General features: G+C 42.6%; 15 protein-coding genes. 8 read left to right on the forward strand and 7 right to left on the reverse strand.

Features of this window, described 5'->3' with window-relative positions:
• Nucleotides 1–58: 58 nt before the first annotated feature.
• Together CI959_RS11220 and CI959_RS11225 are read right to left on the reverse strand one after the other, a co-directional pair.
• Nucleotides 59–1075: a DUF4249 domain-containing protein gene (locus CI959_RS11220; RefSeq protein WP_057317379.1), complete on the reverse strand. Its 1017-nt coding sequence runs from the start codon at nucleotides 1073–1075 to the stop codon at nucleotides 59–61.
• 5 nt (nucleotides 1076–1080) lie between these two features.
• Nucleotides 1081–3717, reverse strand: a complete 2637-nt coding sequence (locus CI959_RS11225; protein ID WP_057317380.1) for a TonB-dependent receptor — start codon at nucleotides 3715–3717, stop codon at nucleotides 1081–1083.
• Between the two features lie 114 nt (nucleotides 3718–3831).
• Between CI959_RS11225 and CI959_RS11230 the strand changes: the two genes are divergently transcribed.
• Together CI959_RS11230 and CI959_RS11235 are read left to right on the forward strand one after the other, a co-directional pair.
• Nucleotides 3832–6831, forward strand: a complete 3000-nt coding sequence (locus tag CI959_RS11230) for a glycoside hydrolase family 3 N-terminal domain-containing protein (protein WP_057317381.1) — start codon at nucleotides 3832–3834, stop codon at nucleotides 6829–6831.
• A 46-nt stretch (nucleotides 6832–6877) separates the two neighbouring features.
• Complete coding sequence (locus tag CI959_RS11235; RefSeq protein ID WP_008779949.1) at nucleotides 6878–7906, forward strand: histidinol-phosphate transaminase; 1029 nt, start codon at nucleotides 6878–6880, stop codon at nucleotides 7904–7906.
• 51 nt (nucleotides 7907–7957) lie between these two features.
• Here the strand turns inward: CI959_RS11235 and CI959_RS11240 are convergent, their stop codons facing one another.
• Entirely contained in the window at nucleotides 7958–8539 is a 582-nt protein-coding gene (locus tag CI959_RS11240) for an RNA polymerase sigma-70 factor (protein ID WP_008779950.1), read from the reverse strand.
• A gap of 236 nt (nucleotides 8540–8775) precedes the next feature.
• On the opposite strand from CI959_RS11240, the gene CI959_RS11245 reads away from it, so the two are divergent.
• The 4 genes from CI959_RS11245 (at nucleotide 8776) to CI959_RS11260 (ending at nucleotide 17710) form a co-directional block, all read left to right on the forward strand.
• On the forward strand, nucleotides 8776–9723 hold the full coding sequence (locus CI959_RS11245; protein ID WP_057317382.1) for a FecR family protein: 948 nt from the start codon (nucleotides 8776–8778) through the stop codon (nucleotides 9721–9723).
• 42 nt (nucleotides 9724–9765) lie between these two features.
• Nucleotides 9766–13215: a TonB-dependent receptor gene (locus tag CI959_RS11250; protein WP_057317383.1), complete on the forward strand. Its 3450-nt coding sequence runs from the start codon at nucleotides 9766–9768 to the stop codon at nucleotides 13213–13215.
• A 20-nt stretch (nucleotides 13216–13235) separates the two neighbouring features.
• A complete protein-coding gene (locus CI959_RS11255) occupies nucleotides 13236–14867 on the forward strand; it encodes a RagB/SusD family nutrient uptake outer membrane protein (protein WP_005854053.1) in 1632 nt (543 codons plus the stop codon).
• 83 nt (nucleotides 14868–14950) lie between these two features.
• On the forward strand, nucleotides 14951–17710 hold the full coding sequence (locus CI959_RS11260) for a GH92 family glycosyl hydrolase (RefSeq protein WP_057317384.1): 2760 nt from the start codon (nucleotides 14951–14953) through the stop codon (nucleotides 17708–17710).
• A 104-nt stretch (nucleotides 17711–17814) separates the two neighbouring features.
• On the opposite strand, the gene CI959_RS21525 is transcribed toward CI959_RS11260, so the two are convergent.
• Nucleotides 17815–17985 (reverse strand): hypothetical protein, encoded by a 171-nt coding sequence (locus tag CI959_RS21525; protein WP_005854067.1) that lies wholly within the window; start codon nucleotides 17983–17985, stop codon nucleotides 17815–17817.
• Nucleotides 17986–18122: 137 nt separating this feature from the next.
• Here CI959_RS21525 and CI959_RS11265 point away from each other — a divergent pair, with 137 nt between their 5' ends.
• Entirely contained in the window at nucleotides 18123–18860 is a 738-nt protein-coding gene (locus CI959_RS11265; protein ID WP_005867165.1) for a 1-acyl-sn-glycerol-3-phosphate acyltransferase, read from the forward strand.
• Between the two features lie 9 nt (nucleotides 18861–18869).
• Here CI959_RS11265 and CI959_RS11270 read toward each other — a convergent pair whose 3' ends face one another.
• Entirely contained in the window at nucleotides 18870–20357 is a 1488-nt protein-coding gene (locus CI959_RS11270) for a capsule assembly Wzi family protein (RefSeq protein ID WP_008779955.1), read from the reverse strand.
• A gap of 59 nt (nucleotides 20358–20416) precedes the next feature.
• Nucleotides 20417–21418, reverse strand: coding sequence for an alpha/beta hydrolase (locus tag CI959_RS11275; protein WP_022191758.1), 1002 nt, complete (start codon nucleotides 21416–21418; stop codon nucleotides 20417–20419).
• A gap of 222 nt (nucleotides 21419–21640) precedes the next feature.
• Here CI959_RS11275 and CI959_RS11280 point away from each other — a divergent pair, with 222 nt between their 5' ends.
• On the forward strand, nucleotides 21641–22402 hold the full coding sequence (locus tag CI959_RS11280; protein WP_022191757.1) for a LytTR family DNA-binding domain-containing protein: 762 nt from the start codon (nucleotides 21641–21643) through the stop codon (nucleotides 22400–22402).
• Between the two features lie 300 nt (nucleotides 22403–22702).
• Here the strand turns inward: CI959_RS11280 and CI959_RS11285 are convergent, their stop codons facing one another.
• Nucleotides 22703–23842 carry an ATP-binding protein gene (locus tag CI959_RS11285; RefSeq protein ID WP_057317403.1) on the reverse strand — a complete coding sequence of 380 codons (1140 nt, stop codon included), beginning with the start codon at nucleotides 23840–23842 and terminating at the stop codon, nucleotides 22703–22705.
• Nucleotides 23843–23873 lie beyond the last annotated feature (31 nt).

The raw sequence follows: 23873 nt of genomic DNA on the forward strand, positions 1-23873 counted from the left end.
GGGTGCAAAGTAACGAAATAAATATTTGATTCGCAATAGATATATGCTTTTTTGCTCGCTATTTGATCAAATCTTTTATGTCTACCAAGGATTCAAACCATTGACATCCACCAGCGATTCCCGTTCCTCCTTCCACATTGCTGTAGATCTGGACAGGCTCGGCCAGACCTACATTCGTAAGTCCGCCCATGATACCTTCATTCTCGATGTTTTGTAAAGATAGCAGATATTGGTAATAGGGTTCGGACAGGGAATATAAACGAATATGGCGTTTGGTATAATATTTAGTATCGGACCTAAGTTGTTCTTTTACTTGCAACGTGTATTCCTTCCCGTCGAACAGCTCGTCGGAAAATACCCGTCCCCGCCAATTTACCATCGAAGGGCCGAAAACCTCATCCAAGATACCTTGTTGTTGCGTGAATACGGGATCTACGGAGAAGTCCAACAGGACACCAAGATGGTCGTCATCTCCCCATATCTGTAGAGAATAGTAATTTGATTTACCCGGGGTATCTTGGAAAGTGATTTGATAGATAAGCACATCGTTTTCTTCTATGTAGGAGATATTCCCATCTCCATCGACAAGGGTACCGCCGTTGCCGGTAGCTTCTTTACGGGGAATTATGCGCAGGCCTTTGATTTCGGTCTTGGAAGGAATCTTATCTTCCGCCGAGGCTGTTCCATATTCCGGGGTAGAAGCTACTATCTTTACGGTTTGTCCGGGCAGTGGAACCGTATTCGATATATAAAGCGTATCTGTTACCCATCCACCTCGATCCTCTCCGAACCAACGAGAAGATTTCCAATAGGAATATTCTTTCCAAGGCATCTCCTCCTTGAAGATCCCGTCTATATATAATTCCACCTTGGCGTTTCGAATCGTCACGTCCGGCTTGCTCTCTGAGTGAAACCATGTGCGGGATATGCTGGCCATTACGACTGTATCCGGCGAGAAGGCCGAGTTGATCACCATTTTCGGTGTAGTACGATATTCCTCTAGGTCAAACTTCCTGTAGCAGGAGGTTAGGAGCAGGCTGGATAATAAGATTGATAAATAGAATATAGGTTTCATGTTCTTTAGAATTTATAAGTATATGATATAGACGGAATGATCGGTAAGAGCGATAACGTCTCGAAATAATGGCTGTAGTTTATCCAAGACCGCTTATGGATAGTTATCGGGTTCATCTGGCAATAAGCGTTATATACGCTGATATTCCAGATACCGAGATGGCCGTTCTTTTTAGGTCGATAAATATTAATCCCCAGATCTAAGCGGTGGTAAGCGGGGAGACGTACGTTATTACGCTCCGTGAAATAGTCCAAGCCTCCTTCCGGTAAGAGCGGAGGGACAGGAGTGAGGCCCAAATCCTCGTAATTCTCGAATGCCACCGTAACCCGGTTTCCGGTCATGAAAGTCCAGCTTCCGGTCAGTTCCAATTTCTCGTTGATCTTCCAGTTTGCGACGATATTCAGCTTATGGCGGTTATCGTATTTCGCGGGGAAACGTTTGCCATTATTAATCTCGTCGAACTGCCGGTCGCTCCACATTAGTCCGTATCCGATCCATCCTGTTATACGCCCCGTCTCTTTCCGGGCGATAAACTCCGCTCCGTAGGCCCACCCCTTACCGGCGGCCAGTTTCTCCTCCCAACCGACGAACGAGGGTAAGAAGTTGTAACCATCTTTATAATCCAGTAGGTGATTCATCCATTTATGATAACCTTCCACCGAGAAGGAATAGTCTTTGTGTAAATTGTAATAAGCGCCGACGGATACTTGATCACTCTCCAATGGCTTCAGCTTCTTGCTGACCGGCATCCACATATCGGTAGGGAGACTCATATAACTTTCGCTGATCTGATGTACGTATTGATTCATCCGGGCGTATGAGGTCTTAAGGCTTAGATTCCTCGTGAGCAGAAAGCGTACGGATAAACGAGGGTCTAAGGAGACATATGTCTTCTTTTGTATATTATACATGTTCAGGCGTAATCCGGCGTTAACCCGGACAATGGAAGATATCGCCCAGTCATCTTCGGCGAAAACAGCCAACTCATTCGCTGAAAGGCGCTCGTCTCCGGTAGTTCGTTTGGTCGGAGACAAATTCTCGGAGGTCTTTTCCTCGATATATTCCGGGCTGAAACGATGATAAAGATAGTCGGTGCCATAACGGATATGATGTGCCGGGGTAGGAATATAGTCGAAGTTCGCATGGACTCCGAAATCATTGATACCGTTTCGGGTTGAGGTCTCGATAAAACGTGAAGAATAATCTTTGTCACCCTCGGTTCCGTAGTATTGTGAAGTCTCTTGTTTTAGTTTGGATTGATAATGGGAATAAGCCAAGGTGACGGTACCGAACATCTTGTTGTTAAACACATGCGACCAGCCGGAAGATAATGCGATGTTACCCCAGCGCATCTTTCCAAAGTCCTTGTTCTCGAAAGGGGTTATATCATCACCTACGGAGAACTCGGAACTTCCTCCTTTTAGGAAATCCTGTCCGAAATAGAAATTAACGTAAGCTTGGCTCCGGTCATTGATATGGTGGTTTACTTTTAGGTTCAGATCGGTAAAAGCATAGCGTGCGCTGAATTTCTCCCCATTCTTTTTCTGAATTTTATTGTAGATCGCCAAACCCGGTGCGGATAAGGCATCCAGCCAAGAGCGACGGAAGGAGGCGTTGAACGAAGTCCGGTCTTTAATGATCGGCCCTTCGAAATTTAAGTTACCGGAGGTCAATCCTAGCATAGCGCTACCATGGTACTCTTTCATATTGCCATCTTTAGTATGCACATCCACTACGCTGGAAAGCCTTCCCCCATAGCGGGCGGGGAAAGCGGATTTATAAAAATCCACATCTTTCAAAGCCTCGGCGTTGAAAGCGGAGAAAAGTCCTCCGAGATGATTGACCTGATACAGTTGGATTCCGTCTATCATATACAGGTTCTCGTCTCCATTCCCCCCACGGACATACATCCCGGCTAATCCTTCCGTTCCGGCTGATACGCCGGGTTGGGTTTGCAGGGCTTTGATCACATCAGCCTCACCGAATAAGGTCGGGATGGTCTTGATCATCTTCCGGGTTATTTTAATCGTTCCCATCTGAGGGGCTTGTATCGGGTTTTGTGTGTCATTACTACCGGTAACGACAACTTCGGCCAATGCCTCACCGCTTTCCAGCAGAATTTCCATCACGGTATCCCGTTCGAGCGGTTGGAATGTATGTGAGAAACGTCCGTATCCGATGTAGGAAGTCTCCAGACGGACTACCCCGACCGGTAAGGTTAGACTGAAGAAACCGTGGTTATTGGTAGCTGTGCCCCTTTGTGTGCGAGAGTCATAAACGGAGGCCCCGATTAGATATTCTGTAGTCGCTTTATCCCGTACGAATCCGCTGATGGTTACTGAGCGGGGGCGTTTCTTCAAGATGATGTGGGTACCGTTTATCTGATAAGACAGAGGGAGCTTTTGGAATAGCCGGGTAAGGCATTCCGATATGGATTGGTTATCAGATTTGAATGTAATCCGGGAAATGCCTTTGAGAATAGAAGGATCGTAGGAGAATGTCATGCCTGTTTGATGCTCTATTTTTTTCATGATTTCTTGGATCGGCTCTTGTTTAGCCTCGATACTGAGAGTCGGCGCCTGTCCCCAAGCGCTTGATTGAAAGCCGAAGATAATCAAGATTATGAGTAGTATTAGCTTCATGAAGTACTTCCTTTTTTATTACGAGACAGGAAAGATAGTAAAAACCCCTATCACAATTCACGTTACTATTGCGATATTTTCTTATTTTTGGAGAGTAATAATGATAATGTTGTGATGAGACAGATTGGTATCTTGCTTTTGTGTTGTATTTCCCTTTTATCGAGTGGGGCGCAAACAGTCCCGAACCTTTATCGTGCGGTGGATCAGGAAAAGATGAATCATTGGGTTGATTCCGTGTTTGACGCTATGAGTTATGATGAACGGATCGGGCAGTTATTTATGGTTATAGCGAATCCTAAATCCGATAACCGGAATATGCAACGGCTCATGCGTTACGTGAACGATATCAAGATCGGGGGCATCTTATTCCATAAAGGGGATCCGGTGACGCAGGCGGAGGTGACCAATCGTTTGCAAAAGGCTTCCCGGATTCCGATGTTGGTCTCTTTGGATGGGGAGTGGGGACTTTCCATGCGATTAAGTGGAACCACCCGTTTCCCGAAAAACATGATGCTAGGCGCTATCGAGGACAATGCCTTGATCGAGGAATATGGAAAAGAGGTGGGACGGCAGTGCCGGGAAATGGGAATTCATATAAATTTCGCTCCGGATATGGACGTGAATAGCAATGTGGATAATCCCGTGATCGGCCTGCGTTCGTTTGGCGAGAATCCGGAGGCTGTGGCGGAGAAGGGTATTGCTTACGCAAGAGGATTGGAAAGTACGGGCATCTTGTCTGTCTCCAAACATTTCCCCGGACATGGAGATACTTCCGAGGACTCGCACGAGACATTACCCGTTGTGCGCCATAACCGGGCCCGCTTGGATAGCGTGGAACTTCTTCCTTTTAAACGTTATATATATGATGGGTTCGCCGGGATAATGACGGGACATCTTTATGTTCCGGCATTGGACAAAAGTCATAAGCCGGCTTCTTTTTCTAAGGCGGTAGTGACGGATCTATTACAGAAAGAACTCGGTTTTCAAGGTCTGTGCTTTACGGATGCTTTAGCGATGAAAGGGGCTTCCACAAAGAAAACGGATAATCCTTCGGTGAAGGCTTTGCTTGCGGGGAATGATATCTTGCTCGCTCCGGCCGCTCCAATCAATGATTTTACGGCCGTGAAAGAGGCTATCGAGGAAGGGGTATTGGATCTGGAAGCGATCGAGGCCAAGTGCTTGAAAATATTAAGGTACAAATATATCGCTGGATTGAATGCCTATAAGCCGGTCGAAACAAAAGGCTTATCGAAACGTTTGAACTCTCCGCATGCGGCATGGATGGCGGCGAAGTTGAATTCGGAGGCTATTACCGTTTTGAAGAATGAGGATACGATCTTACCTCTTAAACAGTTGAATAAGAAAAAGATCGCAGCACTCTCGATTGGAGACGGGGTTGGTAATGAATTCCAGAAAATGCTGGGCGAATATGATTCGATCGCTTGCTTTAGCATCGGACGGCGTTCTACGGCTGCCCAAGTCCAGCAGGTTTATAATAAATTGCAAAAATACGACGTGATCATTTGTGGCGTACATACGATTCGCATTCCCGAGAGTTTAGCGTTGAGGCAGTTGGCCGCGAAGAAAGAGTTGGTCTATGCTTTCTTTACCTTGCCATATGCTTGTAAGGAATATAAGAAGTCGATCGAGAAGGCGAAGGCGGTCGTGTTGGCTTACGAGGGCACTCCCTTAGCGCAGGAATATGCGGCCCAAGTGATATTCGGTGGTATTGCGGCGAAAGGGAAACTTCCGGTTTCGATTCCGGGATTGTATTATGCGGGTACCGGTGTTTTTACGGAGAAGACTCGTTTGGGGTATCACCAGCCGGAAGAGGTAGGAGCGAACCCGGACCGTTTGGATGTAATTGAGTCGATCGTTAAAGAGGGATTGGATGAGAAGGCTTATCCCGGATGCCAAGTGTTGGTTGCGAAGGACGGCATGATTATCTATAATAAATCGTTTGGTTATTTTGATTACGAAAGTAGGCAGCCGGTCACGGAGGCGTCAGTTTATGACTTGGCTTCGGCATCGAAGGCGGCGGGGACTTTATTGGCAGTCATGAAAGCGTATGATGAGAAGAAATTCACCTTGAACAATAAGATCTCCGATTTTATACCGGAGTTGAAAGAGTCTAATAAAAAGGATTTATCGATAAAAGAGTTACTATATCATCAATCGGGAGTGACTCCAACTATTAATTTCTATCTGGATGCTATTGATAAGGATAGTTATAAAGGCAGTTTATATAGTTCGGCGAAGAACGCCACGCACCCGGTTCGTTTTGACGCTAAAACGTATGTCCGGAATGATTTTAAATATCTTCCGGATATAGTATCAGATACACGGAAACCCGGATTTACGACTGAGGTAGCCCGTAATTTCTATGTGAGTGATTCCTTTAAAGATACGATCCTTCAAGATATCAAGAAATCCCGTTTGGGTACGAGAGGTAGGTACGTATATAGTTGCGTGAATTTCATTATGCTGAAAATGATGGTGGAAAATCTGATGAAATCTCCGATGGACCAGCTTCTTCGGGATGATTTCTACAGCGGGTTAGGGGCTTGGCATACCACTTATAATCCGTTGAAGCGAATGGATACCTTGCAAATTGTACCTACGGAACAAGATGGATTTGTCCGCCGCCAATTGCTTCGCGGATATGTACATGATGAGGCAGCCGCTTTTCAAGGGGGTGTTTCTGGAAACGCCGGATTATTTTCGAATGCGAATGATTTGGCGAAGGTGCTCCAATTGATGCTAAACCAAGGGACTTATGGCGGCGAGCGCTATCTTTCTTTGGAAACCAGCCGTTTGTTTACACAAAGCAAGAGCCCGACTTGCCGTAGAGGGTTAGGCTTTGATAAGCCGGTGATTGGTAATCCGAAAGCCTCGCCTTGTGGGGCTTTGGCTCCCGCCTCGGTCTATGGACATACAGGATTTACGGGTACTTGTTTTTGGGTAGATCCGGATAACCAGCTTATTTATATATTTTTGAGTAACCGGGTGAATCCTAGCCGGGCAAATAATAAACTGGGATCGCTTGATATACGTACTCGCATACAGGATGCGATCTATAAGGCGATTGATAGGAAAAGCCAAAAAGATTCGTAATTTTGTGACAGTTTTAACAGATAGGTATTAATTAAAAAGCAGGTATATGTTATACGGACACGGTGATGATTTTTATAACGCAAAGAACGAGGTAAAGATAAACTTTAGCTCGAATGTGTGGCACGGAGCTAATTTAGATAAACTGAAGGAACATTTGATCGAGCATTTTGATAAGCTGACTCGTTATCCGGAGCCGGACGCCGCTACTTTGAAAAGATTGTTGGCCCGCCGGTATGAGATCAAGGAAGAGAATATTGTAGTGACGAATGGCTCGATCACGGCTTTTTATTTGTTAGCGCAAGCTTGGCGAGGTGCGAAATCCATGATCGCTATTCCTTCTTTCTCTGAATATGAGGACGCTTGCCGTTTGCATGAGCATGAGATCTCTTTCTTCCCGACATCGGACGATTTATCAGAGTTATCCTTGGAGGGACAGGATTTCTGTTGGATTTGTAATCCGAATAATCCGGATGGAAAGCTGATCCACCGTACGGAGCTTCTCCGTTTGATCTCGGCGAATCCGCAGACTACCTTCATTATTGACCAGGCATACGTGGCTTTTACGACGGAAGACATGCTAAAGCCGAGTGACGTGAAAACGCATAAGAACTTAATCCTTGTCCAGTCTATCTCGAAGGCCTATAATATCCCCGGCTTGCGTATCGGTTATCTGGTCGCTTCTCCGGAGATTGCGGAGAAAGTGAACAAGTATATCATACCTTGGTCGGTAAATGCTATCGCTATCGAGGCAAGTAAATATATCTTGATCCATCCGGCGCAATTTACGTTGCCGATCCGTAAATGGCAGCGTGAGACAGCGGATTTTATTTATCAATTAAGTAAATTGGATGGCTTGGAGGTAATCCCGACCTCTACGACTTTCTTCCTTGTCCGTTTGAAGAAGGGTACAGCCGCTGATTTAAAGCAATTCCTTTTAGATAATTACGGGATCTTGATCCGTGACGCTTCGAATTTCCGGGGCTTGGATGAGACTTATCTACGGCTCTCTACCCAGAAGTCTGATGAGAACCAGATCTTACTTGAAGGGGTGAAGGTTTGGTTGGAGCAACAATAAATTGAGGACGAGAAACTTCCGGAGGTATGTGGGTATTTCCGGAAGTTTTTGTTAAAATAGCCAACCAATGAACAGGGGCAAGTAGTCTTTCAACTCTGTCTTTAATATTTCAATCGCCTTATTTTTATATCTTTCTACTGTCCGTATGGATATTTGCATATCCTCCGCGATCTCGCCGTAACTCTTATTCTCAAAGCGATTCTTCTCGAATACATATCGATAGTTTTCAGGTAATTTAGCAAGTGCCTCTCGAAGTAGGGTTTGTAATTCTTCCCAAGTATAAAGCTCCTCGCCACTTTCCGCATAGATAGGGATTTGCTCTTGAGAGAATTGGTCTACATATTCTTCGTGATTGCGTTGCAGATAGTTGAGACTGTGGTTCTTGGTAGCTGTGATGAGATAATTGCGCGCGGAAGTTCTTATTACGATGCGTTTACGATTTTCCCAGATGGAGGAAAAAACTTCCTGTACGATATCTTCTCTCGTTTCCCGGTCAGAGATAAAACGTTTGGTATATATGCAAAGAGCCGGATAATATAACTCAAATAAACGTTGGAAGGAGAGCTTATTATCCTCGGTCGTGATTTGCCGTAAAAGGAAATCGATATCAGTCATTGTTGGATTTCTTTCCATAATGGGACAAATGTATATATTTTTAGAATATATTCCCCTTTGTTTCACAAGCTAAAATCCTTGCTTTTTGTGCAATTGGTGAGGAGGGCCCACACATATATACGTGTTGGGCAATACCTGCTTAGGTGATTTCCTTGCTTTATTGTGGGGTACAAGAGGAAGAAAAATATAAAAAAAGTCGTTTTGCTGTCGTGTTTTTGTTTTGACTGTGTCTATATAGAAAAAGACAATCATATATGCGAGAAAGCGGAGACGAAAAAAGTACATTACGGCAGATTGAGAAGATTAAAGCTCTGTCTGAGGATATGCTAGAATACCAAGCGATAGATGTGCATAAGGCTTGGCAAAGCATGGAACGTCGTGCTAAGCGGAAAGCCTCTATGAGGATGTTTTCGTTGTTTTTTACCCGTGCCGCAGCTATTCTTGTAGTACCGTTGCTCATATCCTCGTTATTTTTTTCTTATTTATATTATACCACAGGTAGGAATGTTAAGACGGGGGCATCTGTGGTTTTTGCGGAGATTAGTTCCATGCCTGGTACAATTACCCGTTTGGTGTTACCTGATCAATCTGTTGTTTGGTTGAATGCCGGCAGCCGCTTGGTTTATCCATCGGTCTTTGATGAGAAAGAACGTAAAGTTCAGCTCTTTGGTGAGGGCTATTTTGAAGTTGAAGCCGATTCGGAACATCCTTTTAGTGTGTCTACCTCTGAGGGATTGCGGGTAATAGCGTATGGAACGAAGTTCAATGTGAATGCCTATGACGATGAACCTTTTATCGAGGCTGTGCTGGAAAAAGGAAAGATCGATGTTATCCGGAACGATGAACGGATCCGCTTGGAACCGAACAAACAGGTCGTGCTTAATAAGGAAAGCGGTGTGTTCCGTGTTTCTGCTGTCAATTTGGATGAGAAGATGGATTGGAGAAAGGGGCGGATGGTATTTCGAAATACTCCTTTAGAGAAGGTACTAAAGCGACTGGAAAAACGATATAATGTGGAGATCGTACTGCATAAGAACTCGAATGCGGAGTATAAATACCGTGCGACTTTCACAAATGAGACCTTGGAGCAAATATTGGATTATCTAAAACAGACTGCCCCTATTGAATGGTCTGCCCGACAACTTTCCTCTCATTCGGATTCCACGTTTGTCCGGCAGAGGATAGATGTTTATCAACGATAAAAAATCATTTCAAAATAAATTTTGTGTAATCACTAAATCTACATGCTTATGAGTGCATTTCATTTACGTAAGAGGAATCTTACTCGGTATTTACCTCAATCGAATCGTATCTTAAATCTTGGTACGGCATTTACATTCTTGACTGCCTTCCAGTTATATGCAGGTACCTCTTATTCACAGACAACAACACTTTCCTTGTCGTTGAAAAACGCTACGTTGGAGCAAGCGATCGATCGGATAGAGGAGGAAACGGGTTATTCATTCTTGTATGCGGATCATGTTTTGGATGTGAGTCGTATTGTCAATTTAGAGGCCAATAATAAGGATATTAATTTGGTTTTATCCCGGGTTTTCGATAATATGAATGTCGATTATAAGATTGTAGATAAGCAGATTATCTTATCTCGTAAATTAGAGTCTATTCCTTTGGCACAGCAACAAGGACGCATGGTACAAGGAGTCGTGTTGGATTCGAACCAAGAACCAGTAATCGGCGCTAATGTATTGGTGAAGGGAACGACTGTCGGTACGATTACAGATATTGAGGGGCGTTTCACGTTGGAAGTTCCGAATAATGCTGTATTGGTTGTTTCTTATATTGGTTATTTATCTACAGAGCTGGTACCCGGTTCAAAGACGGATTTGACCATTTCGTTGAAAGAGGACTCACAAAACTTGGACGAGATTGTGGTCGTAGGTTATGGTGTATCGCGTAAAAAAGATCTTACGGGTGCGGTTTCGGTCTTGAAGATCGATGACTTGAAAGATACACCGGTTTCTAGCGTAGATCAAATGATGCAGGGTAAGCTCTCCGGAGTGAACGTGATGCCGGATAATATGCCGGGTGGAGGAGTTGCGGTGCGTATTCGCGGTTTCAGTACGATCCGTAACAATGATCCGCTTTATATCATTGATGGTATTCCTGTGGATGGTGGTATTAATTTTTTGAATCCAAACGATATCGAGTCTATGCAGGTATTGAAAGATGCTTCCTCAGCCTCTATCTATGGAGCACGTGCGGCTAATGGTGTCGTTATTATCAATACAAAAAGAGGGAAAGAGGGTGAGTTTAATGTCAATTTAGATGCTTACTTTGGTGTACAAAAAGCAGCGAAGCAATTGAGGATGTTGAATGCGCAACAGTTTGGTGATATGTTGTGGCAGGCTATGAAAAATGATGGAAAAACTCCTTCGCATGATGTCTACGGAAATGGTGATCAGGCAGTTGTTCCTGAATATTTGGATAGTAATCATTTAATTCCTTCCGATGATGTGGATTGGGTCGATGAGATTTTACGTGCGGCCGTGGTACAGTCTTATAACCTCTCTTTTACGAAAGCAGATAAAAAATCTAATCAATTATTCTCGTTAGGATACTATGATCAGCAGGGACTGGTTAAGTTTAGTGATTTCAAGCGTGTGAGCGGTCGTTTTAATTCCGAGTATAAATTGTTTGATGATCATCTCCGTATAGGAGAAAATATCTCTCTTTCTCATTCTTGGGGAACAAGTGTCTCTAACAATGCCGCCTTGGGAGGAACTTTGTATGAGGCTTATAAATTCCAGTCTATCACGCCTGTGAAGAATCTGGAAGATGAGTATGCCGGAAATGTATTCTCGGATATACCGAATCCCATGGGTAAATTGTATAGGAACAAGGATAATCAGGATAAGAAGAGTCGTTTGGTAGGTAATTTGTATGCCGAGTTACATTTGTTTGATGGGCTTATGTTTAAGACCTCTTTTGGTGTTGATTACAATAATCTGTATAGACGTTCTTTCAGTCCAAAATATGATGAGTTGAATGCCTCGGAGAAATTAAGTAGTTTATCCAACCGAAATGCTTGGAATTTTAACTGGGTATTCACGAATACCTTGACTTATAATAAGACATTTGGCGACCATACGATCAATGCCTTATTAGGTATGGAGTCTTTGAGAAATAGATATGAGTATTTTACAGCTTCAAGAGACGGTTTTCCGTCAGACGATCCTAACTTCCGTTTTTTAGATGCGGGGGATGTAGGAACCCAGAAGAACTCGGGTGCTGCTACGGAGTATAGTATGGTCTCTTATTTCGGTAAGCTCGATTATAATTATCATGATCGGTATTTGGTGGCGTTTACTTTGCGTCGGGATGGTTCATCTCGTTTAGGTAATAACAAATGGGGTAATTTCCCTGCGGCATCAGTTGGATGGCGCATTAGTAATGAGCCGTTTTTTGATGTTGAGGCAATTAGTAATTTGAAAGTACGCGTTGGTTGGGGACAGAATGGAAACTCGGATGTTCCGTCGTATGCGACGATTGACTCATATAAGAGTAATTCTACGAACTCGAATTACCCGATTGATGGAAATCAAAGTGGTGTAGATCTAGGATTGGTGCAGACTCGAAACGGAAACGTTAATTTGAAATGGGAGACAACCACACAAACGAATGTCGGTGTGGATTTGGGTTTTTTGAATGGTGACTTGAATTTGACTTTGGACTATTTTAATAAAGATACCAAGGACTTATTGTGGCGTAGAGCCTTACCTGCCTCGATCGGGGGAACAAATATGACTGTTTGGGATAATGTAGGTAAGATGAACAACAAAGGTTTTGAGATGGAGATAAATTATCAAAAGCAAATCAATCAGGATTTTGGTTTCTCTGTCGCATATAACTTCTCTGTTATCAAGAATAAAATGACCGAACTGAATGGGGTGGATTATATAGGTCTTTCCAGTAGTGAACTTCACGGACGTAATTTCGATCAAGAGACTTCTCGTTCAGCGGTAGGACAACCGATCGGATCCTTCTTCGTGTATGAGGCTGATGGTCTGTTCCAAAGCGATGCGGAGATCCAAAACTATAAGAATGATAGAGGTGAGTTATTACAACCGAATGCGAAACCGGGTGATATTCGCTTCAAGGATTTGAATGGAGATGGCGTTATCAATAGTGATGACCGCGATTTCAAGGGAAATCCGTTGCCTGATTGTAGCATGGGGTTGACGTTGGGTTTCAATTATAAAAACTTTGATGTTAGTGCCTTCTTCCAAGGTGTATTTGGTAATGAGGTCTATAATTTGACGAATTATTTGGGTGAGTTTTATAACCAGGCTCAATATAATAAAAATTCTACGATCTTGGATGCTTGGCGTCCGGATAATACGGATACGGATATACCTCGTGTCACATTGGATGATCCGAATAATAATATTCGTCCTTCTACCTATTATATCCATAATGCCTCTTTTGTCCGTTTAAAGAACTTAAAGGTGGGGTATACACTACCGGATAAAGTAGCATCTAAGTTGAAGTTGAAACGTACGTATATTTATTTGCAAGGACAGAACTTGTTTACCATAACGGGATATGAAGGTATTGATCCGGAGGTTGGTTTGCAGAGTTATTCTTCTGAGAACCGTAATTTGGATATGGGGGTGGATCGTGGAGTGTATCCATTACCAAGAACATTTACTTTAGGGGTTAACGTTAGTTTTTAACATAAAAAGAGATATATACAATGAAAAAGATATTTTATTTTGCGGCATCAGTGTTGATGATGTGTTCTTGTGCGGACTCATTCCTTTCTGAGGAGCCTGTGGGTGAGTTCTTGCCCGGACAGGTAGAGAGTGAGGAAAATATAGAGGGTATCGTGACCGGTGCATATGCTGTGTTGGATGGGTATTATGCCTCTGATGCGATTAATTCCGGTTGCTCAAACTGGCAGTTCGGGGATGTTGTCTCTGACGATGCGTATAAAGGTGGCGGCGGTACCGGTGACCAGAACCAAATCCATTTGATGGAGATCTTTAATGCGAATCCCACAGGGATTGACTTTGAAGCTCGATGGGCTGCTCTTTATGAGGGAATAAAACGTTGTAACCAAGCGATTCGTTTATTGAATGGTAGTGAGGTTAAAAACAAGGAACAGCGTTTAGCTGAGATGCGCTTTTTGAGGGGGCATTATTATTTCAACTTAAAAATCATTTATAATCAGATTCCTTGGATCGATGAAACGTTGGTGGATCCAAATGAATACAATAAGAAATCGAATATCGAGTTTTCATCCGATCAATTGTGGGAGAAGATTTTAGAAGAGTTCTCTGCTGCTTATAAAGTATTGCCGGAGAGCCAAGCGGATTATGGCCGGCCTACTAAAATGGCAGCTAGAGCTTATATGGCAAAGGTTTATTTATATCAGTCCAAGTGGAAAGAATGTTTGGAAGCTTGTGATGAGGTGATTCAATCTGGAAAATATGAGCTATTCCCTGATTTCCGGAATGTGTTCTTGCCTGAAAATGATAATTGCTCGGAGATTATCTTTGCGATCCAGCTGTCCATTAATGATGGTTCTCCCAATAATGAGAACGGAAGTTATGGCGATCGCTTGTTGCCTCCGGGAGGTCCTTATCCTGTATATGGCTTTTTGCGGCCGACTCAAAATTTGGTAAATGCTTATAAAACGGATGTTAAAGGCTTGCCTTATAATGATGGTAAAGATGTGTCAGAGAATGACTATGTAGATGTTCGTTTGGATCATACATTAGCTAGACCAAATATACCGTTTATGGATGTACAATTGTATGATTGGACTCCTAGAGAGGCTAGTGTGTATGGCCCGTATAGCCCGAAGAAGCGTTTGGTTTCATTGAATTCTACTTATTATTCGCCGATATGGCCTTATGTGAATGCTTTGAATTTCTATGTGATTCGTTATGCGGATTTGTTATTGTGGAGAGCTGAGGCTGCTATTGAGACAGGTGATTTAGAGACTGGGCGTAAGTATATCAATATGATTAGAGAGCGTGCGAAAAATACTCAGCATGTCAAGACAATGGATCAATCACAAGATGCTGCTAATTATAAGGTAGGGGTTTATGATGAGCCTTTTAAATCAAAAAATGAAGCCGTGCAAGCGTTACGTATGGAGAGACGTTTGGAGATGGCGCATGAGGGAATTCGTTTCTTTGATTTGGTGCGTTGGGGTGTCGCGGATGAAGTTATCAACGCTTATATCGCCAAAGAGAAAGTGTTCCGTTCCCACTTGCAAAATGCTCATTTCGTAAAAGGTAAGCATGAGTATTTCCCGATACCTCAGTCTATGATTGATATTTGTGGTACGGAAGTAATGAAACAGAATCCGGGTTATTGATAAATTAAATGAAAGAAAAGGCGGTGTGTCAAATAGTTTAATATCCATTTGATGCACCGCTTTTTCACGATGTAATAAAAAATATGAAGCAGCTAGGAGTTATTTTATATCTATTGTGTTTGACTACCTGTTATGAGTTATGGGCAACCCCTCATAATGTCGCTTATCAAGCTAAAGTTTCCTGTTCGTCTGCCTTGAGCCAAGAGCAGGAAGGTAAGTATGTGATAGATCAGGTGATTCGTATTTCCGGAAAGGGAGAATGGGTAGCCAAGACAAAATTGGATGCGCGTGGTCGGGTGTATCCGTATCCTTGGATACAATTAGATTGGGATCATGCGATTTATACGAATAAGGTTATTTTATACGATCGGGTGGATGAGCGAAGCCATTGTGCTGCGGGTACCTTGTTCTTTAGTGACGGTAGTTCGGTAACGGTTAATTTGATTCCCAATGATGGAGCGCCAAGGGTGGTTGAATTTGATACTCGGAAGACGGAATGGATTCGTTTTCAAATGACGGATGGAGAAGGACAAGATTTAGGGCTGTCTGAGATAGAGGTGTATCCTGCTCCTGAGTCTTATCCGGATTATATCTCTTGGGTGAATCCTTATGTCGAGACCGCTAAAGGTCGATATTTTTTCTTTGTGACCGGAAGTTTGCCTTTCGGTATGATAAGTTCCGCTCCATTAACCCGCAATATCAATCAAGGAGGAGGAGGTTATAATTATAATTCTACTAAGGTTTTAGGCTTCCCTCAAATTCATAATTGGATGATTTCAGGATTGTCTTTGATGCCGGTGAAAGATGAGGTAGATGTTTGCAGAGGAGATAAGGTTTGGCGTTCTTCTTTTTCTCATGATGATGAGATTGTCCAACCTGGTTATCACCGTTTGTTCTTGGATACTTATAAAATATGGGTAGAACAGACGGTTACGGATAGGGTAGGACTTTATCGTTTTACGTATACGCAAGATGGTTTGGCGAAGGTCTTGGTAAATCTGGGAGGTCATATAGCTACTTCTACTTTGTTGAACGCTCATGTGACAAAGGTGAATGATACAGAGATCTCCGGATATTTTGATACGGCTGGTCGTGTATGGGGAGGTGTCGATGTGGCTAAAGTTTATTTTGTTGTTCAATTTGATAAACCTATGGATGCTTTGAACGGTTGGGTTGGAGATAGAAAGGAAACGGATATCAATAGTTTGATAGGTTCTCCAGAATTAATTACCGTGCCTAAGTCTTCTTTTAAACAATCTCCTTCTTCTGGCGTAGAAGCTTGTTTTGGATCTTTTAAGGCTGGTGATGAGCTATTGTTGAAGACCGCTATCTCTTATGTGAGTGAGGAAAATGCCCGTGAGAATATAGAGCGGGAATGTAAACATTGGGATTTTGATCAAGTTAAGAGTGCGTCCGAGCGTATTTGGAATGAGTGGTTGGGAAAAATTGATGTGCAAGGTGGTTCTTTTCAGCAAAAGACCAAGTTTTATACCGATTTGTGGCACGTATTGTTGGGGCGTCATAAGATAGATGATAGCAATGGCGAGTATCCGGATTATTTGTCCGGAGGAGAACGTATTGGAAAACAAACAAGGATACATACGATTGCTCCTAAATTCCAAGTACGGACTTTGCCTAAAGATAAAACAGGAAAATCAAGGTTTCATATGTATAATTCAGATGCTCTATGGTTGACACAGTGGAATTTAAACACGTTGTGGGGACTGGCGTATCCTTCTGTTTTAGACGAGTTTTCCGCTTCTTTTATCGAATATGACAAGAATGGAGGTCTATTACCTCGTGGGCCGTCCATAGGGTCTTATACTTATATTATGACGGGCTGTCCGGCTACCTCCTTGATTACTTCCGCTTATCAGCGGGGGGTGTTTCATAAATGGTCGCCCAAGGAGGGATATGCGGCTATGAAAAGGAATCATGAGAAAGGTGGTATGCTTGCCTTTGATATGGATAAAGAGTTGGAGTTCTATATTAAACACGGATATTGCCCAGAAGAGGCAGGCTTGACTATTCAATGGGCCTTTGAGGATTGGGCTTTGGGAGAAATGGCGAAAGCTATGGGAAAACTCAAGGATTATAATTATTATAGAAATCGTTCCTTGGGCTGGCCTGCGTCTTGGCATCCGGATTTGAGGTTGATGATGCCTAGAAAAGAAACAGGAGAGTGGGTCCATTTGGATCCTTTGTCCGAGCGTGGGTTTGTACAAGCCAATGCTTGGCAGGCTACTTTTGGATTATCTCATGACATTGAAACATTGGCTCGTTTGATGGGAGGTAATGACAGCTTAGCTACTCAATTGAATTATGTGTTTGAGATGTCGAAAAATGCAAGATTCCTGTCTAGTTATGTTAGTTATGCCAATCAACCCGGTTGCTCGAATGCGCACATTTTCTCACATGTAGGAAAGCCTTGGCTGACTCAATATTGGGTGCGTCAGGTCGCTAAACAGACCTATGGTGATATTACGCCAGAGCGAGGCTACGGCGAAAATGATGAAGATCAAGGACAGATGGCTGGAATAAGTGCACTGATGGCTATGGGATTATTCAGTTTGGATGGAGGCTCTGCCTATAATCCGATGTATGATATTACAAGCCCTGTTTTCAATGAGATTACGATTCGATTGGATTCTCGGTATTATAAAGGGAACGAGTTTAAGATTAAAGTACATGATAACTCCCCTGAGAATTGTTATATCCAGAAAGCTTCTTTGAACGGAGAGATGTATCATAAATATCAATTGCCGCATACCGTATTTGAGCAAGGTGGCCTTTTGGAATTATGGCTTAGCGATAAACCAAACAAGGAATGGGGAACTCAATAACGATTTGGGCATATCTCTCAATTTGCATGATGATTCAAAAAAAGGATGTGCGAAACAATGAGGCACATCCTTTTTCATTTCCTTTTAAATCTAAGTAGCGTGTATTATTCTACTCGTTTGTTGATTACGATATGACCAAAATAGCCAAGGAGAACCAATCCCAGACCTGTAAGTAGAATACTATTTGTCATACCACCGGTAAAAAACGGTACAGCCAAAACTGCCGCACCAATAATGAGTACGATCACTCCTAGATTTTTAATTAACTCATTCATGGTTATAGATATTTTATAATTATTTTCTTTTCTACCGCAAATAAAGCAATAATAACCCGATCGTGAAAATATTTTCGGAGAAAAATAATGAAACGATTGAAATTAGCTTCTATATTTGTGTTATAATATAGTTACGTATGGGAAGAATACTTTACATAGTTTATTTGTGGCTGTTTTTTGTACCTGTATTTCTGGTACTGACTATACTTACGGCTGTGACGGTTATCATCGGTTGTCTATTGGGGGGAGAGAAAATCTTCGCTTATTATCCGGGTATGATCTGGTCTCGATTGACTTGCTATCTGGCGCTTTGTCCGGTGACGGTAAAAGGGCGTGAGCATATAGACCGGAAACAATCGTATGTTTTCGTAGCTAATCATCAAGGTGCGTTTGATATTTTCTTGATATATGGTTTCTTAGGCGTTCCCATTAAGTGGGTGATGAAGGCGGGTATCGCTAAAATTCCATTTGTCGGTACCGCCTGCCGTGCGGCCGGTTTTATCTTTGTCGATAATTCTACGCCGAAGGCTGCCGCTCGTAGTGTTTTGGAGGCGGAGCGTTGTCTTCGGAACGGGGCTTCCGTGGTTGTTTTCCCGGAAGGTTCGCGTACGTATACCGGGAAAATGATCCGTTTCAAGAAAGGGGCTTATCAAATGGCGCTAGATCAGCATTTGCCTATTATTCCGATCACCTTAAACGGGCCGTTTGATGTCTTGCCGATCGGGTCGTTGAATGTCCATCGTCATCGGATGGAGATGGTGATCCATCCGGCGGTTTCTACCGAGAATATAGACACTTCCCACAAAGGAATGCAAGCGTTCGCTGATCAGACTCAAGAAATCATAGCATCTGCCTTGTGGGAAGAATATAAATAATTTAGGTTATTATTTCCAGCTTTTCAAGATGCCACGTTTCGCTACTTTCAGGCTGAATCCGAAGTTATCGCCGAACATGGAACCGGCATCAGCTGCCAAAGACCCTGTAAATTCCCATCCCGATAAACGGGGATGTTGATAAGAGATATCTAAAAGTCCGGAAGCTCCTCTTTTCTTGCTAAGGAAAGGGGTGGCATGTCTACCCCAACTATTCATCACGGTGACTAATACCCGATAAGATACTTGTGAGGAGATAGCGCCTTCCGCACCGAAATGCCAGTCACGAACACGGTTGTTCTTGAATCCTAATGAACCGTTCTCGTTATACTCCGGACTTGGGATCAGAGGAGAACCTATCGCCCGGTTAAAATAAGAGGCTCCGGTAGTGTATTCTCCGTTGTTATAATAATCATCACCACCGCCACCTACGCCGGGATGTAGGTCGTGATCAAAATCGATGAAGTGGAACTGTCCGCTTTGGTCTCTTGTAACCAGATACTCCACGACCACCTTACGCAACCACGGGAATTTTGGTAAATCCAATTGTCCTCCCCATAATCCGTCGGTATTGTTTACGAATATCATACCGGATTTATCCTCGAAGAAATGTTGGTAATAGGCGGATACTTGCCAGTTAGGTTGTGTAAAAGCCAATTTGAAATCGTAAGAGCCATAATGATTACCCAGTACGTTGATTTGATCGGAGACTGTTGCGTCGCCACCCCCTTCGCTGCCGCAAATAACCCGGATAAGGTCCTTGATGGATTGAGGCTGCTTTCCGATCTTAGGATTGGTTGAGGTTCCTCCCCATTGTGCCCAATGCTGTACTCCGATTACACCGGATAACGGGAAGTCATTGCGTGTATCCTTAATCTGTACAAATAATGATTTATGATGCCATAAAACGTTATCTACATAAGTCTGCTTATTGTTTGTGAAGTTAGCCAGATAATCCTTGTCGAAAGAACGACCGACGGCAAAGTCTCCTTTGACTTGCATCCAGCCTTTAGTTAAAGGAACGACGGTAAATTCCGGAATGCTGATGTTCACTTCCGGAATCGGGCGGGCATTGGCGGATTGCACGATATCGCCCGAGCTAAGCCAACGATCCCAAAGTGAATTATAGCGTTCCTTGCTTCCTACACTCAATAGCAAGCATTTGTAACCTAACTCGGCATATATTTGTTGGATAAAGAAATTGCGATGACGAGGAACTGCGGCCACTACGTCTAATCCGGCTCCCCAGCGAAAACCTTTGCCAAAAGTTTGATTATGGAATACTCCCGCATTCAAATATCCGTTATTCGCTTCCAAAGGAACAATTCCGTATCGATTGCTAACCATCCAGAAAGGGGCATTGTCGCCACTAGCTACCGATCCGAATATTTCGGCCTTGTAGGTAGTCGCTTCCGGAGTTGTCTCTTCTTCTTGAGCGAAACTAGCCGTTGCCATCCCCAGACAAGTCAGACCTATAAAAATTGATCGCACTGATTTCATGTATATATAAATGTTTTGTCTGGGCGCAAAGGTAAGGATTTATATGTTTGGTGCAACCATTATTGTTTCTTTAACCACTCGAATATAGTTTGATAGGCATCGTTCCGATAGGGCTTTTGAGATAGGATCAGATCGTGGATGCCGTTTGGAATGGTATCTCTCGTGACTTTGTCTCCTAGTTTCTCCCCGTATTTTTGAATGTCTTGAACATCCAAGACGATGTCGGAGGTCATGTATTCCTCATGCCATGTCTCTGTTTCCGGAAAAGATTTGTTGGAAGACATCACTAGTATCGGACAATCCAGTTTTAACCCTTTTTGTACCGTCTGTTGCGCTTCTTGTATGGCTTTGATCCATCCGGCTTTTTTCGGATGCCCGAATATCATTTTCCAGTTCGTATCAAATTCCCATTCTCCTTTATACTGCTTAAGCAGGCTATAAGCGTAATTCGGATCACCCAAACCTTGTACGGTAAGATTCGGAAATAGCCTCCCGACAAACGCAACGGTTGGCAGTACGACTTTCTCCATTAACCATCCGAAATTCCAATCTAGAAAAGGGCTGTTCAAGATAAGCCCGTCTATCGGTAACTCCCCTTTCTTGCTATTCAAATAATAAGGTGTGATCAACCCGCCCGTAGAATGCGCCATTAATAATATCCGTTCATTACCTTCGGACCGGATGGTGGCTAAAGCGGTATCGATATCAGCGAAATACTCTTTTAGGCTCTTGCAAAAGAACGGGTTTTGATTGGGTAATATCGAACGTCCGTATTTCCGCAAGTCCATCGCATAGAAATTATATCCGTGAGCGTTTACGCTATCCCCTAATTGTTTCTGGAAAAAATAGTCATTATAGCCATGGATATACAGCACGGCCTGTTTTACGCTATCCAGTTGAGGTTTCTTGACCAGTGTGCAAACTACCTTCCCCTCATAATCATCCGGCATCTGGAAGGTACGGCGTAAATAACCATCTCCCAATACATCGGGTACGTATTGGGCATATACCTCGCATAAAATGAAACAGAGGAATATAATAAGATTTATTTTTCGAGACATAAATATATTGTTTCTATTTTATAACTGTATTTGCAAAGATAGGGTTTATCAATCAATGGTAATTAACCAAGATCATAAAATAAAAAATGACAGATAAGCATGAAAAACGATAGGATAAACGTAAATATTGCAACTTATACGTAAAAAGCACTATTTATGGTAAGTCGTTAATTTTTTATCTTAACAATAAATATTTTACTTTGTTGGAAAATGGAAGCGTGTATGGAACCGGAAATAACAGTAATAATCATAGATGATGACCTTGGATCGATTCAAAAATTGCAAAACGATCTATTGGCCTTCTCGGAAATAAGGATATTGGATACAGCGACAACGGCGGAATTGGGCAAGAGGCATATCCTTAAGTATCAACCGGATTTGGTGTTTTTGGATGTGGAACTTCCGGACATGTCTGGCTTTGATTTGCTGGATGATATACGGGATGATATTCTTCCGAACTTGAGAGTCGTTTTCTATACGGTATACGATAAATATATATTGGATGCCCTACGTGCCTCTGCGTTTGATTATTTGTTAAAACCTTATTTAATTGATGAGTTAGCGGCACTCATCGAACGTTTTCATACGACAGAACCTGCGGATGTTGCCTGCATGGAGAGATCTTTGCGGAAAATATTGAATCGGGATAGTCGATTTGCGATCCAAACCGTCTCGGGTCTTTTACTAGTCCGTTGTGAGGAGATATTCCTGTTTCAGTTCTTGGGAGACCAACGTTGCTGGCAGATTGTCTTGACTTCCCGTACTACTCATAAACTAAAAATGAGCACGACAGCGAAAGATTTGTTGTCTATCAATAATACGTTTGTTCAAATAAGCCAAGATTGCATTGTGAACTTGACTTATTTGATGTTCATCGAGAATAAGACCTTACGATGCGAGTTCTATCCCCCCTTCCAAGAGGAGGAGAGGATCGCCTCGCATCGCTATTTTAAACAACTGAGAGAACGGTTGGATATTATTTGATGGTTACTCTTCTTTTCTCCCTAATTTTATCTGTTTTGCAGGGTGTAATAGGCTTCTGAAGTGAATAACTAACGGCTTGTCGAGTGAATAACTAACGGCTATACCTAGCCGCTAGTTAACGGCTTGGGAAGTGAATAACTAATCACTTGAGAAGCCTTTTGCAAGCGATTAAGTATGTTGTCTAAATAATTCATTTTCACCGCATAAGGAATTTACATTTCAAGTCGTAAATTATTTACTTCAGTAACGGATAGTGCCTACTAAGATTTGCTTATTTTCTGACATTTACATACAAGAGAGTCAATATATTCTAGCCATCCAATCCGCAAAAAAGTAGTCATATACCCTATAAAAGCCATCTTCCTGTGTTATCAAATCATTTTTCAACAGAGGTTTGACCGCAGATTGTACAGAACTGGCTGAAGGTAGCTTGTATTTTTTGATAAATGCTGATGACGTGAGACCTTCTGCTCTGCCCTCTTTGGCGATAGCTTGTAAAACAAGTTTTTGTTTGGGAGCAAGATTGGCAAGTAGATCCTTGTAACTACTTTCTTGTGTTAGAATCACATTCTTGCGGGCTATTTCTATCTTATCCATACCACAACGCTCACCTTCTTCGGTCAATGCGAAAAGTTCGTTCATTATCATTTGCACAAACCAAGTATAGCCATCGAACATCCGATAAACTTCTTCTATTACGGATTTGTCAATAAGCTTTCCCCTTTGCTCAAAAAGCCGGTTGGCGAACTCCACATAGATATGAATGGGTATTGGCTCAAGTCCTATACTAATAGCGCTTTGATAAAAAGGCTTGGAAGAGGAATTAAACATATTACTCATCAAATGGCGTTTACTGCCGGAGAAGATAAACATAGTCTGCTTGCATTGTTGAATCTTGGTTCGCAACAACGCTTCTACATTTTTCTCCTCATAGCCGCCAATTTGTTGGAACTCATCGATCGCCACGATACATGGTTTATCTGCGGTCTCTAGATAAGCGAAGATCTCATCAAGTGTTGTTTGTGGTGCTTGAATGTCTCCTAGCCCAATATCAAAACAAGGTTCTCCGGTTACCATATCCAGTTTAAAACCCGCACGCAATGAGGTTATGATTTGAAAGAACCGTTCCGTCCAAACCGTTTTCTTTGGCTTCAATTCGTCATAGATGGCTTTTCCTAATAGATATACGAACTCTGTTAATGAAGTAGTGGCATAAATATCCACAAAGAACGCATGATAATTTTTTTCTATCGATTCTTGACGAAAAAGATGTTGGATCAATCCGGTCTTACCCAAACGGCGTGGAGAAATCAATGCGACATTACGTCCGTTCTCAATCTGTTTAATCAAGAAGCTTGTCTCTCCCTCACGGTCACAAAAATATTTGTCTGATACATACCTACCCACGACAAAAGGATTCATCATTGCGATTGTCTCCATAATATAAATACATTTTATTGCAAATATAATA

It is taken from the genome of Parabacteroides sp. AT13 (genome assembly GCF_002272965.1).
Classification (GTDB): domain Bacteria; phylum Bacteroidota; class Bacteroidia; order Bacteroidales; family Tannerellaceae; genus Parabacteroides; species Parabacteroides distasonis.

What these genes read in the sequence shown, in the direction of transcription:
- CI959_RS11220 (WP_057317379.1), bottom strand. Translation starts at nt 1,075, where the DNA reads ATGAAACCTATATTCTATTTATCAATCTTATTATCCAGCCTGCTCCTA.
- CI959_RS11225 (WP_057317380.1), bottom strand. Translation starts at nt 3,717, where the DNA reads ATGAAGCTAATACTACTCATAATCTTGATTATCTTCGGCTTTCAATCA.
- CI959_RS11230 (WP_057317381.1), top strand. Translation starts at nt 3,832, where the DNA reads ATGAGACAGATTGGTATCTTGCTTTTGTGTTGTATTTCCCTTTTATCG.
- CI959_RS11235 (WP_008779949.1), top strand. Translation starts at nt 6,878, where the DNA reads ATGTTATACGGACACGGTGATGATTTTTATAACGCAAAGAACGAGGTA.
- CI959_RS11240 (WP_008779950.1), bottom strand. Translation starts at nt 8,539, where the DNA reads ATGGAAAGAAATCCAACAATGACTGATATCGATTTCCTTTTACGGCAA.
- CI959_RS11245 (WP_057317382.1), top strand. Translation starts at nt 8,776, where the DNA reads ATGCGAGAAAGCGGAGACGAAAAAAGTACATTACGGCAGATTGAGAAG.
- CI959_RS11250 (WP_057317383.1), top strand. Translation starts at nt 9,766, where the DNA reads ATGCTTATGAGTGCATTTCATTTACGTAAGAGGAATCTTACTCGGTAT.
- CI959_RS11255 (WP_005854053.1), top strand. Translation starts at nt 13,236, where the DNA reads ATGAAAAAGATATTTTATTTTGCGGCATCAGTGTTGATGATGTGTTCT.
- CI959_RS11260 (WP_057317384.1), top strand. Translation starts at nt 14,951, where the DNA reads ATGAAGCAGCTAGGAGTTATTTTATATCTATTGTGTTTGACTACCTGT.
- CI959_RS21525 (WP_005854067.1), bottom strand. Translation starts at nt 17,985, where the DNA reads ATGAATGAGTTAATTAAAAATCTAGGAGTGATCGTACTCATTATTGGT.
- CI959_RS11265 (WP_005867165.1), top strand. Translation starts at nt 18,123, where the DNA reads ATGGGAAGAATACTTTACATAGTTTATTTGTGGCTGTTTTTTGTACCT.
- CI959_RS11270 (WP_008779955.1), bottom strand. Translation starts at nt 20,357, where the DNA reads ATGAAATCAGTGCGATCAATTTTTATAGGTCTGACTTGTCTGGGGATG.
- CI959_RS11275 (WP_022191758.1), bottom strand. Translation starts at nt 21,418, where the DNA reads ATGTCTCGAAAAATAAATCTTATTATATTCCTCTGTTTCATTTTATGC.
- CI959_RS11280 (WP_022191757.1), top strand. Translation starts at nt 21,641, where the DNA reads ATGGAACCGGAAATAACAGTAATAATCATAGATGATGACCTTGGATCG.
- CI959_RS11285 (WP_057317403.1), bottom strand. Translation starts at nt 23,842, where the DNA reads ATGGAGACAATCGCAATGATGAATCCTTTTGTCGTGGGTAGGTATGTA.